Here is a 12,966-nt window from a genome sequence, read left to right as displayed (position 1 = left end):
TCATCATGCGCCGGCTTTTCGCGAGACAGATGGCGCGGGCCACGCGTGAGGATGGCCAGCTCGACCTGAACGCGCTCGCCGAGATCGTCGAGGCCGCCTACATCGAGGCCGAGCGCGATCGCGAGAGAACCGACCGCGCCATTGCCCTGATGGCCGACGAGCTGCAGGAGGCGAACGCTCGCCTGATGGACGCCTTCGAAGTCGTGTCCGAAGGACTTGTCCTGCTCGATCCGAAGGGGCGCTACCTTCTTTTCAACCGGAAGTTCCTCGAGCTCTACGATACCGCCAGCGACGCCATTAAGGTCGGTGCAAACTTCGCAGACTCGGTGCGCCTCGGCGTCGAGCGAGGGCACTACCTCGAGGCTATCGGGCGCGAGGAGGAGTGGCTCGCCGAGCGGGCCGCGCGGCACAGGGGTCACCACAGCGCCTTCGAGCAGCACCTGCGGGGCGACCGCTGGGTGCGGGTCGAGGAGCGCAGGACGGCCAATGGCGGCAGCATCGGCATCCGTGTCGACATCACCGATCTGAAGCGGCGCGAGGAAGCGCTGAAGAAGCGGTCCGAGGAACTGCTGGAGGCGCAGCGGATCGGCAAGATCGGCGACTGGAGCTTTCACCTCGGCCAGAAGTCCGTCTGGTGGTCGCCGCAGAGCCAGCGTCTTCGGCTCCCTGCTCGGCGCGCTGAACCTCTATCTGATCACTTTCGTCCTCGCGACGTTCTCGTTCGGGGCGGTGCAGAGCTTTGTGACGAACCTCGCCTATGGCTCGATTCTCGTCGTCTCGCTGCTGCTGACGCTGATCATCCCGTTCATCCAGCGCCATCTCCGGCATTTCTCGCCGCTGCTCTACTTCGTCGTCCTGTCGGTCGTCGGCCTCGGCATCGTCCTGCACTCCTCGTTCGACCGGGCTCCGGCGCAGCAGGCCGCCGCGCAGCAGGAGGCCGAAGCCTCAGCCGCTGCTCCTCCGGCCGAGGCACCCGCCGACGGGTCCGCGCCTGCCGCCGAGGCGGTGGCGCCGGCAAAGGCTGTTCGGGTGCCGCTTGAGCGCATCCCGGCGGAGAAACTCTATGTCGGGCCGCTCGAGGTCGGTGCGCTCGGCCCCGAGGACGTCGCCCTGCGGCAGGCTGCAGGCCCGTGGGTCCTCGCCGTCATCGTCCTGGTCCTGGCCGCCGTGTTCGCGCGCGTCGCGATCAGCCAGTCGAGCCGCCGCAGCGTCGGGCCCGCCGTGGCCGTCGTGGTCGCGGCGCTCGTTCTGCTCGGCGCCTACCTGATGGCCAGGGACCATGCGGGCCCGTCGCCTCCGGCCGCGGAAGAGACGCGATGACGACCCAGACCGCTCCCCAGCCGCTTGGCCTGGCGACCCGCATCGTCGGCCTCATCGTCGCGATCGTCCTCACCGGGATCGGCGTTATTTTCGGCTTCATCCAGGGCGTCGCGGTCCAGACGATCATCCTCGCGGCGATCGCGACTCTCGCGGCCTTCATGTGGGGCTGGCGCTTCGTCCTCGGCCAGTTCGCCGGCGAGGCCCGTCCGGCTTCGGAAGGACCGGGCGAGTTGCAGCGGGTCTGGCTGCAGTTCCGCTGGCCGCTGCTCGGGCTCGGGCTGATCCTTCTCGTCTTCCTCGTCCTGTCCCTGACGATCGAGACGTTCTTCAACATCTGGAACGTCATTTCGCTGCTCATTCTGCTGGCGATCATCGTGCTCACGCGCACGCTGGGGCAGCAGTTCCAGCAGAACAAGTCCGCCTTCATCGGCATCATGGTCCTGTCCGGCCTGTTCTCGGTCGGCGCCATGAACATCGACGGCTTCGCCTCGTCGATGAACATCAAGTCGATGCTGCTCTTTGCGTCCTTCCTCGGCATCGCCTCCGTCGGGCAAACGCTTGTGGCGCTCCTCGGCGGCCTCGACCTGTCGATCCCTTTCATCATCGGGGCGGCGAATGTGGGCCTGCTCTACCTCATGGGACTGGGCGTGCCGCCCTGGCTGGCCGCGATCATCGTCCTCGTCATCGGCGCGGTACTCGGCACGATCAACGGCCTGCTCAGCTACAAGCTGCAGGGCCAGGCCCTCATCCTGACGCTCGGGATGGGCTTTGCGATCTCCGGCGGCGTGCAGATCCTGACCTCGATCGGGTCGGCCTATTCGGGCAACGTCTTCGGGACGGTGCCGGACTGGCTCGCCAATTTCTCCTCGATGGCCGGGACGACGTTCGGGCTGCCGTTTCCCCCGGTGATCCTGCTGTGGGGCCTCATCGCCCTCGTCCTCATCGTCGGCATGCGCGTCACGGTCTACGGGCGATACCTCTACGCGCTCGGCGTCAATCGCACCTCGGCCAGCCGGGTGATGATCTCCGAGATGAAGTACTGGGTGCTGATCTACGCCATCTCCGGCTTCTTCGCCGCGATGACGGGTGGCTTGCTTCTCGGCTGGAGCGGCGGCGGCTTCATCGGCGTCGGCGACCAGTACCTGTTTCTCACACTCGCGGCCGTCGTCGTCGGCGGCACGTCGCTCCTCGGCGGACAGGGCGGCTACGGGTTCACGCTGATCGGCGTGCTCGTGCTGCAGGTTCTCTCCTCCTTCCTCGTCGGCATCGGGCTCAGCTTCCAGGCGCAGCAATTCATCTTCGGCCTGCTGATCCTGCCCATGGTCGCGCTCTATGCGCGCATGCCGCACATCCGAACCCAGATCTGAGGTCGCGCCATGACCCACGACGAAGTCCTCCAAGGGAGCCAGTGAGATGCCGGTCTTCGCGACAACCGACCTGACGGCAGCCAGCTTTTCCGTGGCGCTGTTCGGCCTCGCCGCGACGAGCGTGCTGCTGCTGATCGGCACGACATGGACGAACCTCGGCTGGCGGCTTCCCGTCGTCCTCTGCGCCCTGGCCGCGCTCGTCGGCGTCGGCGCCGCCTATGAAGGGCGGGCCGCACTGTCGGCGGCGGGGAACGTCCCGGTCGTCTATTTCTATGCCGGCTGGGCGGTCTCCATGCCGCTGCAGGTCATCGCGCTCTTCTTCTTCGCTCACCAGGCCGGGCGGCAGCGCATCGGGCTGTTCTGGCGTCTCGTGATCGTGTCGGTGCTCATGGTGTTCGTCCGCTATCTCGGCGAGGCGGAATACATGAACGCGACGCTGGCCTTCCTCATCGGGCTGATCTTCTGGCTCTACATCCTCGGCGAGCTCTATTTCGGCCGCATGGACGAGGCCGTGGCATCGTCGCCAAGCCCGTCCGTCAAGCGGGGCTACTTCTGGCTCCGCCTCATCGTGACCGTGGGCTGGGCCATCTACCCGCTCGGCAACTTCATCACCTCGTTCGGCGGCTACGTCGACACGGGCGCGCTGAGCATCGCCTACAACCTGACCGACATTCTGAACCGCATGGCCTTCGGGGTGGCCGTGCTCTCATCCGCCGTCCTTGCCAGCGGCACGGAAGACCTGGCCTGAACAAACTCCTGCACGGTCAGCCGGCCGGACGCGGACTTAAAGTGAAGGATCACGCCGATGAAGGGTGCAGACGTAATTGGCATCTTGATCTTGCTGGCGATCATCATCGCCGTCGCCGCCTATCTGCTGCACTGGCTCTACAGGCGTTCGACCAAGGACGTGTCCTTCGTGCGCACCGGCTTCGGTGGTGAGCGCGTGGTGATGGGCGGCGGCGCTCTGGTGCTGCCCATCCTGCACGACATCACCGAAGTCAACATGAACACCCTTCGCCTGGAGGTGACCCGGGCCAGGGAACGGTCCCTCATCACCAAGGACCGCATGCGCGTGGAACTGACGGTGGAGTTCTACGTCCGCGTCGCTCCCCGCATCGAGGCGGTGGCCACCGCCGCCCGCTCGCTCGGCAGCCGCACCCTCAATGCCGAGCAGCTGAAGGATCTGGTCCAGGGCCGCTTCGTCGACGCCATGGGCGGCGCCGCCGCCAGGATGACGCTGGAGCAGATCCACGAGCACAGGCAGGAGTTCGTCAAGGAGGTCAAGAAGGAGGTGGCCGACAGCCTCGCCCTCGACGGCCTCGAGCTGGAATCCGTGTCGCTCACCTCGCTGGACCAGACCGACATCAAGCTGTTCGACCCGTCCAACACCTTCGACGCCGAAGGCCTGACCCGGCTGACCGAACAGATCGAGGCGCGCAAGAAGACCCGCAACGACATCGAGAAGGACACGATGATCGCGATGCGGACGAAGAACCTCGAGGCAGAGAAGCGTTCGCTCGAGATCGCGCGCGACACCGAGTATGCCCGGCTCGACCACGAGGCCGAGGTCGCGATCCAGCGCGCGCAGCGCCGCAAGGAGATCGCCATCGACAGTGCGGCGCGCGAGCGCGAGGTCGAGGCGGTGAAGATCCAGGAGCGCGAGGCCGTCGAGCGCACCCGCATCGACATGGAGAGGGAACTCGAGCGCCTGGACATCAAGCGCCGCGAAACCCTCCAGATCGAGGAGCAGCATAGGGAAATCGCCATTTCGCTGAAGTCCAAGGAGCGTTCCGAGGCACAGAAGGACGCGGAGGACGCCCGGGCCCGCGTGGTCGAGGCTCAGGAGCGCGTGCAGACCATCCGCGACACGGAGATCGCCAACCGCCAGAAGCAGATCGAGATCATCGAGGCGGAGAAGGCGGCCGAGGCAGAGGCCACGCGCCTGCGCATCCTTGCGGAGGCCGAGAAGACCGCCGCCGCGGACCGCGCCGACGCCGACCGGCTGGCTGTCGCTGCGCTGCAGGAGCGCTACCGTGTCGAGGCGGAGGGCAAGGAGAAGCTCAACGCCGCGGAGAACCTGCGCTCCGACGCCAGCCGCCGCAGCGCGCTTCACCGTGCGCTGGTCGAGAACCTCCCGGCCATTATCCGCGAGAGCGTGAAGCCGATGGAGAAGATCGACGGCATCAAGATCGTGCATGTCGAGGGGCTGCCCGGTTTCTCGGATGCGGGCGGCGGGGGCTCCGGAGGCGGTGGAACGGGGCCGGAAGACGGTACCGGCACGCGCGAGGGCAACCTCGCCGAGGCCGTCGTCTCGTCGGCGCTGCGCTACCGCTCGCAGGCTCCGTTCGTCGACCAGCTCCTGGGCGAGATCGGACTGACGGGCGGGACGCTGCACCGGACCCAGGTGCTCGAGGACCTCTCGAAGGTCGTCTACACCGAAGCACCCGGGAAGGAGCCGCCGCCCCGCTCCAAGCCGGGGAAGCCGAACTGACGTGGCGGGCGGCGACCTTCCGCCGTCCGCGCCGGCCGCGATGACTGTTCCGCGAGGGACCGTCCGGCGACCGGGCCAGCACACACCCACACCCGGCCGGGACGCGCGCCGCCCCGTTCGCTGGAGGTAAGCCGGACATGCGCACGCCAGCCGCGCCAGAACGCAGCATCCTGATCTTCGCCATCTGGGCGGTGCTCGGCTTCCTCGGCCTGGGCTTCGTGCTGGAGGGCATGGTCCGCGAGTCGTTCATCGCCTGCGGGATCGGCCTCGTCCTGATCCTTGCCGCGTTCGCGGCGCACATCGTGGTCAACTTCGTCTTCCGCCAGGGCTTCACCCGGGGCGAGGCGGCTCTCGGTATCGGCGTCTACGGCCTGCTCGCGCTGGTTTTCGTCCTGGCATGGGCCAGCGGAAGGCTCGGACCGGCGGGCTATGCCGCCGGCCTCGCCATGTTCGGCGTCGTGGGCGTCGGGTTCATCGTCTATCTCGCGACGCGCCACGGATTGCGGGGCGCCTTCTCGCAGTTCCATATCGGCTCGCCGTCGGCCCGGGAAACTACGCGATGACGGGCGAGAGCACCTCGTTCTGGTTGTTGCTCTACGGGCTGTTCTACGGCGCCGTGGCCCTGTACTGGGCCCGCATCGCGGCGGTCGAGAACCAGAACGTCGAAACCTACTTCTCGGCGGGCCACCAGCTGGCGCCCTGGGTTTCGGCGCTCACCCTCGCGGGGGCCGCGATGTCCTGCTACTTCGTCCTCGGTGGCGCGGACGATATTACGAGGCGGGGGCTGACCTCGCCGGCGCTGCTGCAGGCGGGAATCGCACTGGCCCTGCCGGGCACGATCTTCTTCAAGCGGATGTGGTTCGTGTGCCAGCGCCTGCGTCTCTCCTCGCAGGCCGAGCTTTTCCGCGTCTACTACGGCAGCAACTTCCTCGTCGTCGTCTCGACAGCCATCGCCGTGCTCTTCGCCGTTGGTTTCGCCGGACTGCAGGTGCGGGCCCTGTCCCACCTGCTCTCCGCCCTGTCGGACGGAGCGGCGTCGCCGGTCGTGGTCGGCACGGTCCTCGGCTTCGTCATGGTCGGCTATGTCGTGATCGGCGGCATGCGGGCCGTGGGATATCTCGGCGCAATCCAGTCGGTCCTGATCGCCGCGGCGACCACCGGGCTCGCGGCCTGGGCGCTCTACGTCGTGGGCGGCTTCGGTGCGCTGAACGGCAAGCTCCAGGCGCTTGCCGCCGATCCGGCCGGCGCCGGGCTCTTCACGGTGTCGGGCGTCGTGCACTTCACCGCCGGGATGGGCCGGCAGGCGGACGACACGCTGGGCCCCACGGCGCTGACCAGCCTCGGCCTGGCCTTCGCCTTCATGGGCCTGCAGGCCAGCCCGCTGGCGGCCAAGATCGTGCTCTCGACCCGCAGCGCGCGCGGTTTCGGCGCGGGCCAGACCTGGGTGCTGGCCGGCGCGTTCGGCGGTCTCATTCTCTTTGGAACCGCCATCGTCGGCGCGGCCGCGCTGGTTGATGCCAGGCTCACGATTGCCGGCCTGTTCGACGCGATGCGGGAGACGTCCCCCTGGTTTGCGGCCTGGATCGCCATCGGCCTCGTTGCGGGCGTGCAGGTGCTTGCCGGGCTCGCCCTGCTGGTCGCCGGCGAGTCGCTCGTGCGCAACGTCTACAAGCGGTATTTCCACGCCGGGCTGTCGCGCCGCGCCACCGTCAACGTCACCCGCATCGTCGTCGGCCTGCTGGCGCTGGCCTCGCTGCTGTTGCAGGCCCTTGCTCCCGTCACGCTCTCCGCCCTCGCCAGCATCGCCCTGCCGCTGTCGTTCCAGCTGTGGACGCCGCTGCTCGGCGTGACGTGGCTGCGCTGGATCACGCGCCCCGCCGCTGTCACGGGCGTCGGCTTCGGGATCGCCGGGGTGCTCCTCACCGAGCCGCTGGGCTATTCGGTCCTGTCGTTCCTCGGCCTGGAACTGCCGTGGGGGCGCTGGCCCTGGACGATCCCGTCCGCGGCCTGGGGCGGCGCGGCGAACCTCGCGGCCACGCTGATCATTTCCGCGATCACCAACCGGCAGGCTTTCGGCGAGGAGGCGCGCGACATCCGCGACTTCCTGGCGACGACGCTGCGGCCGCTCCGGCGCATCCGCGGCATCACCTCTTTCGCATGGTCGGTGGTGCTGGTGTGGCTCTTCTTCGCGCTCGGTCCCGGGCTCGTCTTCGGCAATTTCGCGCTCGGCCTGCCGTCGGCGGGACGTCCATGGGTCGCCGGAATGCCCTCCCTCTGGGCGTGGTCCGCCGTGGCATGGGCGCTGGGCGTCGGGCTGATCTGGTTCCTGGCCTACCGCATGGAGATGGCCAATCCCGTCCACGCCGAGATACCGCCCTACGAGCCCCGCCAGCGGCTCAGGCCCGATACAAGACGGCAGGAGCGCGCGCGTCTCGTGGCGGCCGGCATCGCCGCCGCCGCCGCCTTCGGCATCGTGGTGCTGCTGGCGCTGGGCTTCGGCGGGCGCTAGGGCTGACGCATCGTTCCAAGAGGAGGCGGCGGTGAACCCTTTCACCTTCAACACCACCCGGTCCGTGCAGTTCGGCGCGGGACGGCTCGGCACCCTCGGCGACATCGTGCGTGCCCAGATCGGCGGCCGCGCGATGCTGGTCACCGATCCCGGCATGATGAAGACCGGCATCGTCGACACGGCACTCGCCGCCCTCGGCTCCGCCGGGGTCGAGACGGTCGTCTTCTCGGATGTGGCTGCTGATCCGCCTGAGAGCGTGATCCAGTCGGCGGCCGCAGCAGCCGTCGATGCGCAGGTGGATGGTATCGTCGCGGTGGGCGGCGGTTCGTCGCTCGACGTGGCCAAGCTCGTCGCAGTGTTGGCCCTCGGCCGCGAGACCCTGAAGACGATGTACGGCATCGGCAACGTCAAGGGTCCGCGCCTGCCCCTGATCCTCGTGCCGACGACGGCCGGAACCGGCTCGGAGGTGACCCCCATCTCGATCGTCACCACCGGCACCAACGAGAAGATGGGCGTCGTCTCGCCCGTCCTCCTACCAGATGTCGCCGTGCTCGACCCGGAACTGACGCTGGGCCTTCCCCCGCCCATTACCGCGGCGACCGGCATCGACGCCATGGTGCACGCCATCGAGGCCTACGCCTCCGCCAGTGCCAACAACAATCCGCTGTCGCGCATGCTCGCGACCCAGGCTTTGACGCTGATGGGGCGGTCGCTCCTCAAGGCCGTTCACGAAGGCCAAGACCTCGCCGCGCGGTCCGACATGCTGCTGGGCTCGATGCTGGCGGGACAGGCTTTCGCCAACTCGCCCGTCGCGGCGGTGCACGCTCTGGCCTATCCGCTCGGGGGGCACTTCCACATCCCGCACGGCCTGTCGAACGCCCTCGTGCTCCCGCACGTCCTGCGCTTCAACGCCGTCGTCGCGCCGAAGCCCTATGCGGAACTGGCGCCCTATGTCTTTCCCGACCTCGCCGCCCTCCAGGACCAGGAGCGAGCCGCCGCCTTCTGCGACGCGCTGGCGGGGCTGTCCAAGGCGAGCGGGTTGCCGCAGACCCTTGCGGACATGGGGATTTCCCGCGATTTCCTGCCCCGTCTCGCGAGGGACGCGATGAACCAGACGCGGCTGCTCGGCAACAATCCCCGCCCGGTCGGCGAAGCCGACGCGCTCGCCATCTACACTGCCGCGTATTGAAAGGGCGGGAAGCGGCCCGAGACCGGGAGGCGTGGTGAGCGACCTGATCAGATTGCCCCGGCAGGCCTTCCCGGCATTTCGCCGGATCCCGACCCGCTGGGCCGACAACGACATCTACGGCCACGTCAACAACGTGGTCTACTACGCCTTCTTCGACACTGCGGTGAACGCGGACCTGATCGATCGAAGGCTGCTGGAGCCCCATGGTGACGGCCCGATATTCGTCGTCGCCGAGACACGGTGCCGCTATTTCGCGAGCCTCGCCTTTCCCGTCTCCGTCGACGTCGGCATCGGCGTAGAGCGCCTGGGACGGACGTCGGTGACCTATGTCCTCGGGGCTTTCGCGGCGGGATCGGCGGAGGCAGCCGCCGCCTGCAGGTTCGTCCACGTCTGCGTCGACCGCGAGCACCAACGGCCGCAGGCCATCCCCGATGCGTGGCGCGCGGCCTTCGAGACGGAGCTCTCGCTCCGGTCCGGCGATGCCGCGCGACAGGACTGAGGATTTCGGGTCAGCGGTCCTCGGGCGGAACGTCGCGCACCAGAGCCGAAAAAGCCTTCACGTCGTCGATCGGGAACGAGAGGTGGACCCGCCGCACGGAGGGTGGACGCGTTGCGGTGGACAGGCCGGGCCGCCATTCCCTCCGGGGCCGGATCGGGCGGGGAGCGAAGCCGCCCCCGCAGTTCGGGCAGACATTCTCCAGCACATCCGCGACGCAGGCCGCGCAGAACGTGCATTCGAACGTGCAGATCATCGCCTCCCGCGCGTCGGCGGGAAGGTCCCGGTTGCAGCATTCGCAATTGGGGCGGAGTTCGAGAGCCATGGTGTCCTCCTGGCTTCCACTCTGCCGAGGCGGCAGCGCAGATACCAACGACGATCCTCGAAGCGTGCCATTCGGATCCGTGATGGACCCCTCGTCTTGAGGCGGAAACCTTGCCGCGGTCTCGGGCCCGGGCGGGAGCGTGCCCGTCCTGCGCTGGCCATGCTGGCCAACGGCCTGGAGTTCGCAGATCTGCTCGACCGATGGCCGTGGTCCACCGGCACATCGTGCAAGGCCTGATCGCCCGCCTACGTGCCCTCGATCGACCGCGCCCACTCGGCATAAGGCGTGTTCCGTGCCAGGCACTGGTTGAAGTCGGGAGCGCCGTCCGTCCACCACACGGGTCCTCGCTCTCCCAGGGCGACCTTCGCCCGGTCGACTGCCGCCCGCGCGGCCATGAGTGCCTCGGCGTCCGCTGACCTCTTTGCGACCCCGACGGCACGCCGTGCCGCCATCAGCTCCCGGGTCAGCTCGGCGCGCTCGTCCTGCGAGACGGCAGGGTTCGTGCAGCGCCAGAGGCGGCCGCGCACCATGAAGTACCGGCCGTCAGGGGTCCGGGGGTACCGGGGAGGGGGAGACTTCATCGATCGCCTGGGAACGCGGGTGCGGGAAGACGCCGCTAGTCGGTCGCGGCCGACAGGATCGGCCCGCCCCGCGGCAACTGGACGAGGACCGCTGTTCGCAGCCCGGCAGGTGCCGGCGGGACGGGGATGGTCGTGGCTGCCCCGGACCACGCGCCGAGACGGACGAGGTCGCGGACGACATGGCCGTGGGGGAGGGTGCGCCCGCCATTCTCACCGCGTCTGACGGGAACCTCCAGCACCGAGGGATCGTAGCGCACGAGCCAGATGTCGGCAGCCTCGGAAGCGGCGGCGTTGGCGATGCGGACGGACTGTCCGGCCAATGTGATTTCGGGCCCGGCCGGCGGGCGGGATGCGGCGATCACTTCGCTCGTCTCGGCAAGGTCGTTGCCGACGACGTCGGCGTTCCCGTTGACGACGATCTGTGGCGTGAACGATCCCGATCGGCCGAGGCGAGGTTCGTACCTCGCCTGCCTGTCCGTATAGTCAGGCCGCGCGAAGATGTCCTTCCAGCCCAGGTAATCCCAGTAGGTGACGCCGAAGCTCAGCGCCAGCACGCCCGGCCTCTTGCTCAGCGTGATCAGGTTGGCGTTCGCAGGGGGGCACGACGAGCAACCCTGGCTGGTGAAGAGTTCGACGACGACGAGCCTGGAGCTGGCCGCCTGCGCGCTCGGCAGCCCGAACGCGATCACGGCACATGCAGCACAAGCGAGACTGGCTCTCGAAACCATGACGATCGTCTCCCGGATATGTCATCCCAGAAGAGTTCGACGGTGATGAACGTTGGTTACGACGAATGACGCGTTCGTGAGCGGGCGACTCGGTAAGCCGACGATCCCAGTCCGGCAGAGGAATCCCCCGCAGCGCGACACCGGCAGGTGACCCGATGGCCGTACGTCGACGGTCGTTACGCCCGCGGTCCGGGTCACATCGGAGTGATCGGAGCCTCCGTCCCGTAACGGATGCGGTCGGCGCGCCGTAGGAGTCACGAGAAACCAGGGACGGAGGCTGCCATGTCGGTGTCGCGACGCGGAATGCTGGGAGGCGCAGCAGCACTTGCTGTGCTCCTGCTGAGAAGGAACACGGCCGCCGCGGAGACTTTCCCCGTGTCGAAAACCGACAGCGAGTGGCGCAGGCTGCTGACGCCGGCCCAGTTCTCGGTCCTCCGCATGAGCTCGACCGAGCGGCCATACACTTCGGCGCTGAATGACGAGCACCGGCGCGGCACCTTCACGTGCGCGGGATGCGCACAGAGGCTGTTCTCGTCCGATACCAAGTTCGACAGTGGAACGGGATGGCCGAGCTTCTGGCGTCCCCTCCCGAATGCGGTCGGCGAGACCAGGGACACGTCCCTGTTTATGACGCGCACTGCGGTGCACTGCAGCCGCTGCGGTGGCCACCTAGGACACGTGTTCGACGACGGTCCGAAGCCCACGGGCCTGCGCTACTGCATGAACGGAGTGGCGATGGCCTTCGAGGCGGCGTGAGCCATGGCAAGGGTGGGCGTGCGCAGACGCCGCGTCGCGCGACTGCAGCGTCCCATCTTGGAGTTCCAAAGCCACAGGTCGCTTTCAATCAGGGAGTAAGCACCATGCAACGTGTCTCGAAGCGGCCTGGCCGCGGGCTCGTTTTCGCCAGTCTCGGTTTCGCTGCGGCGGCGTTCGCCGTGCTGCTTGCGCCGTCGTCACACGCCGAGGCTCCCAGGATCGTCCCGCCGCCCGCCGTCGACGCCGCCAGGGCGAGGACGTCGGAGACCGCGATCCTCGCAGGCGGCTGCTTCTGGGGCGTGCAGGCCGTGTTCCAGCATGTCGACGGCGTCACCAGCGCCGTCTCCGGCTATGCCGGTGGCGATCGGGCGACTGCCCATTACGAGATGGTCAGCACCGGACAGACCGGCCACGCCGAGGCCGTCAAGGTCACATTCGACCCACGGAAGGTGAGCTACGGAACGCTCCTGCGCATCTTCTTTTCGGTCGCGCACGACCCCACGCAGCTCGACCGCCAGGGACCAGACAGAGGCACGCAGTACCGCTCGGCCATCTTCCCGGCCGACGAGGAGCAGGCGCGGGTGGCAGCGGCCTATGTGGCCCAACTCGACAAGGGCCGCGTGTTCGGCCGCCCCATCGTGACACGCATCGAGCCTCGGCGCGCCTTCTTCCCGGCGGAGGAGCACCACCAGGACTTCCTCGTCCGCAACCCCGCCTACCCCTACATCGTGATCAACGACCTTCCGAAGGTGGAAGCGCTGTCGCAACTCTATCCCGACCTCTACCGCACCAAGCCGGTCCTGGTCCTCGCCGCGGGGCAATCGAACTGACGGCTTGATCTCACACCGGCTAGCGGCCGATCGTCCGCGAGCCGATGTCGCTCCTGTTCGGCGAACCGCTCGCCGGTCCCGACGCAGTCCTAAGTGCAGACACGGCTGAAGTCGGGACCTGCAGAAGACCCCAATCCCGTCCAGCGGCTCGACCCGGACAAATCGGCAATCAGCAACCGGTCTCTGGCGCGAGGCGGACGGAGTTGCGCGAAGCTTCTGTCCGGGCGGACTGAGTTCCGTCGCCGCCCTTGGTCGTCATGGGCGTTCGAACGTCGTGTCGGTCGGCCCATTTCCGCTGATGACGACGGTAGCGCCGGTGTCGCCCGTTTCCGCGTAATGCCGGCGTCCCGCCGGCTCGGTGTAGACGCTTCCGG

The 12,966-nt window shown here is 68.0% G+C and carries 13 protein-coding genes and 1 pseudogene; 11 read left to right on the top strand and 3 right to left on the bottom strand.

Annotation, left to right across the window (positions count from 1 at the left end):
* Nucleotides 1–5: 5 nt before the first annotated feature.
* The 9 genes and pseudogenes from AC5JCN_RS09660 to AC5JCN_RS09620 all read left to right on the top strand — a co-directional run.
* Nucleotides 6–482, top strand: a pseudogene (locus AC5JCN_RS09660) (PAS-domain containing protein); the annotation flags it as partial.
* 259 nt (nt 483–741) lie between these two features.
* Nucleotides 742–1,320, top strand: a complete 579-nt coding sequence (locus tag AC5JCN_RS09655) for a hypothetical protein (protein ID WP_495754970.1) — start codon at nt 742–744, stop codon at nt 1,318–1,320.
* Entirely contained in the window at nt 1,317–2,687 is a 1,371-nt protein-coding gene (locus AC5JCN_RS09650) for an ABC transporter permease (RefSeq protein ID WP_495754816.1), read from the top strand. Before AC5JCN_RS09655 ends, AC5JCN_RS09650 begins: the two co-directional genes overlap by 4 nt.
* A 46-nt stretch (nt 2,688–2,733) precedes the next feature.
* Nucleotides 2,734–3,435, top strand: coding sequence for a bacteriorhodopsin (locus tag AC5JCN_RS09645; protein WP_495754815.1), 702 nt, complete (start codon nt 2,734–2,736; stop codon nt 3,433–3,435).
* Nucleotides 3,436–3,492: 57 nt separating this feature from the next.
* On the top strand, nt 3,493–5,178 hold the full coding sequence (locus tag AC5JCN_RS09640) for a flotillin family protein (protein ID WP_495754814.1): 1,686 nt from the start codon (nt 3,493–3,495) through the stop codon (nt 5,176–5,178).
* A 137-nt stretch (nt 5,179–5,315) separates the two neighbouring features.
* The gene (locus AC5JCN_RS09635) at nt 5,316–5,741 is read left to right on the top strand and encodes a hypothetical protein (protein ID WP_495754813.1); all 426 of its coding nucleotides are present in this window, start codon (nt 5,316–5,318) and stop codon (nt 5,739–5,741) included.
* Entirely contained in the window at nt 5,738–7,687 is a 1,950-nt protein-coding gene (locus tag AC5JCN_RS09630; protein ID WP_495754812.1) for a sodium:solute symporter family transporter, read from the top strand. Before AC5JCN_RS09635 ends, AC5JCN_RS09630 begins: the two co-directional genes overlap by 4 nt.
* Before the next feature lie 31 nt (nt 7,688–7,718).
* Entirely contained in the window at nt 7,719–8,876 is a 1,158-nt protein-coding gene (locus AC5JCN_RS09625; RefSeq protein WP_495754811.1) for an iron-containing alcohol dehydrogenase, read from the top strand.
* Nucleotides 8,877–8,910: 34 nt separating this feature from the next.
* Nucleotides 8,911–9,375, top strand: coding sequence for an acyl-CoA thioesterase (locus AC5JCN_RS09620; RefSeq protein ID WP_495754810.1), 465 nt, complete (start codon nt 8,911–8,913; stop codon nt 9,373–9,375).
* A 10-nt stretch (nt 9,376–9,385) separates the two neighbouring features.
* Here AC5JCN_RS09620 and AC5JCN_RS09615 read toward each other — a convergent pair whose 3' ends face one another.
* The 3 genes from AC5JCN_RS09615 to AC5JCN_RS09605 all read right to left on the bottom strand — a co-directional run bounded on the left by AC5JCN_RS09615 (nt 9,386) and on the right by AC5JCN_RS09605 (nt 11,006).
* Nucleotides 9,386–9,697, bottom strand: a complete 312-nt coding sequence (locus AC5JCN_RS09615; protein ID WP_495754809.1) for a DUF1272 domain-containing protein — start codon at nt 9,695–9,697, stop codon at nt 9,386–9,388.
* 245 nt (nt 9,698–9,942) lie between these two features.
* Nucleotides 9,943–10,278 (bottom strand): hypothetical protein, encoded by a 336-nt coding sequence (locus AC5JCN_RS09610; protein WP_495754808.1) that lies wholly within the window; start codon nt 10,276–10,278, stop codon nt 9,943–9,945.
* A 35-nt stretch (nt 10,279–10,313) separates the two neighbouring features.
* Nucleotides 10,314–11,006 (bottom strand): DUF1223 domain-containing protein, encoded by a 693-nt coding sequence (locus AC5JCN_RS09605; RefSeq protein WP_495754807.1) that lies wholly within the window; start codon nt 11,004–11,006, stop codon nt 10,314–10,316.
* Nucleotides 11,007–11,288: 282 nt separating this feature from the next.
* Here AC5JCN_RS09605 and msrB point away from each other — a divergent pair, with 282 nt between their 5' ends.
* Together msrB and msrA are read left to right on the top strand one after the other, a co-directional pair.
* Complete coding sequence (gene msrB / locus AC5JCN_RS09600) at nt 11,289–11,762, top strand: peptide-methionine (R)-S-oxide reductase MsrB (RefSeq protein WP_495754806.1); 474 nt, start codon at nt 11,289–11,291, stop codon at nt 11,760–11,762.
* A gap of 104 nt (nt 11,763–11,866) precedes the next feature.
* Nucleotides 11,867–12,592, top strand: coding sequence for a peptide-methionine (S)-S-oxide reductase MsrA (gene msrA / locus AC5JCN_RS09595; protein ID WP_495754805.1), 726 nt, complete (start codon nt 11,867–11,869; stop codon nt 12,590–12,592).
* The last annotated feature ends 374 nt before the right edge of the window (nt 12,593–12,966 follow it).

This window comes from Alsobacter sp., assembly GCF_059501845.1.
This window is presented reverse-complemented; position numbering and strand designations above follow the sequence as displayed.

Excerpts from the sequence above, each read along its gene's own strand:
- AC5JCN_RS09615 (WP_495754809.1), bottom strand. The coding sequence starts at position 9,697 with ATGGCTCTCGAACTCCGCCCCAATTGCGAATGCTGCAACCGGGACCTT.
- msrB (WP_495754806.1), top strand. The coding sequence starts at position 11,289 with ATGTCGGTGTCGCGACGCGGAATGCTGGGAGGCGCAGCAGCACTTGCT.
- AC5JCN_RS09635 (WP_495754813.1), top strand. The coding sequence starts at position 5,316 with ATGCGCACGCCAGCCGCGCCAGAACGCAGCATCCTGATCTTCGCCATC.
- AC5JCN_RS09630 (WP_495754812.1), top strand. The coding sequence starts at position 5,738 with ATGACGGGCGAGAGCACCTCGTTCTGGTTGTTGCTCTACGGGCTGTTC.
- AC5JCN_RS09645 (WP_495754815.1), top strand. The coding sequence starts at position 2,734 with ATGCCGGTCTTCGCGACAACCGACCTGACGGCAGCCAGCTTTTCCGTG.
- msrA (WP_495754805.1), top strand. The coding sequence starts at position 11,867 with ATGCAACGTGTCTCGAAGCGGCCTGGCCGCGGGCTCGTTTTCGCCAGT.
- AC5JCN_RS09610 (WP_495754808.1), bottom strand. The coding sequence starts at position 10,278 with ATGAAGTCTCCCCCTCCCCGGTACCCCCGGACCCCTGACGGCCGGTAC.
- AC5JCN_RS09605 (WP_495754807.1), bottom strand. The coding sequence starts at position 11,006 with ATGGTTTCGAGAGCCAGTCTCGCTTGTGCTGCATGTGCCGTGATCGCG.
- AC5JCN_RS09640 (WP_495754814.1), top strand. The coding sequence starts at position 3,493 with ATGAAGGGTGCAGACGTAATTGGCATCTTGATCTTGCTGGCGATCATC.
- AC5JCN_RS09650 (WP_495754816.1), top strand. The coding sequence starts at position 1,317 with ATGACGACCCAGACCGCTCCCCAGCCGCTTGGCCTGGCGACCCGCATC.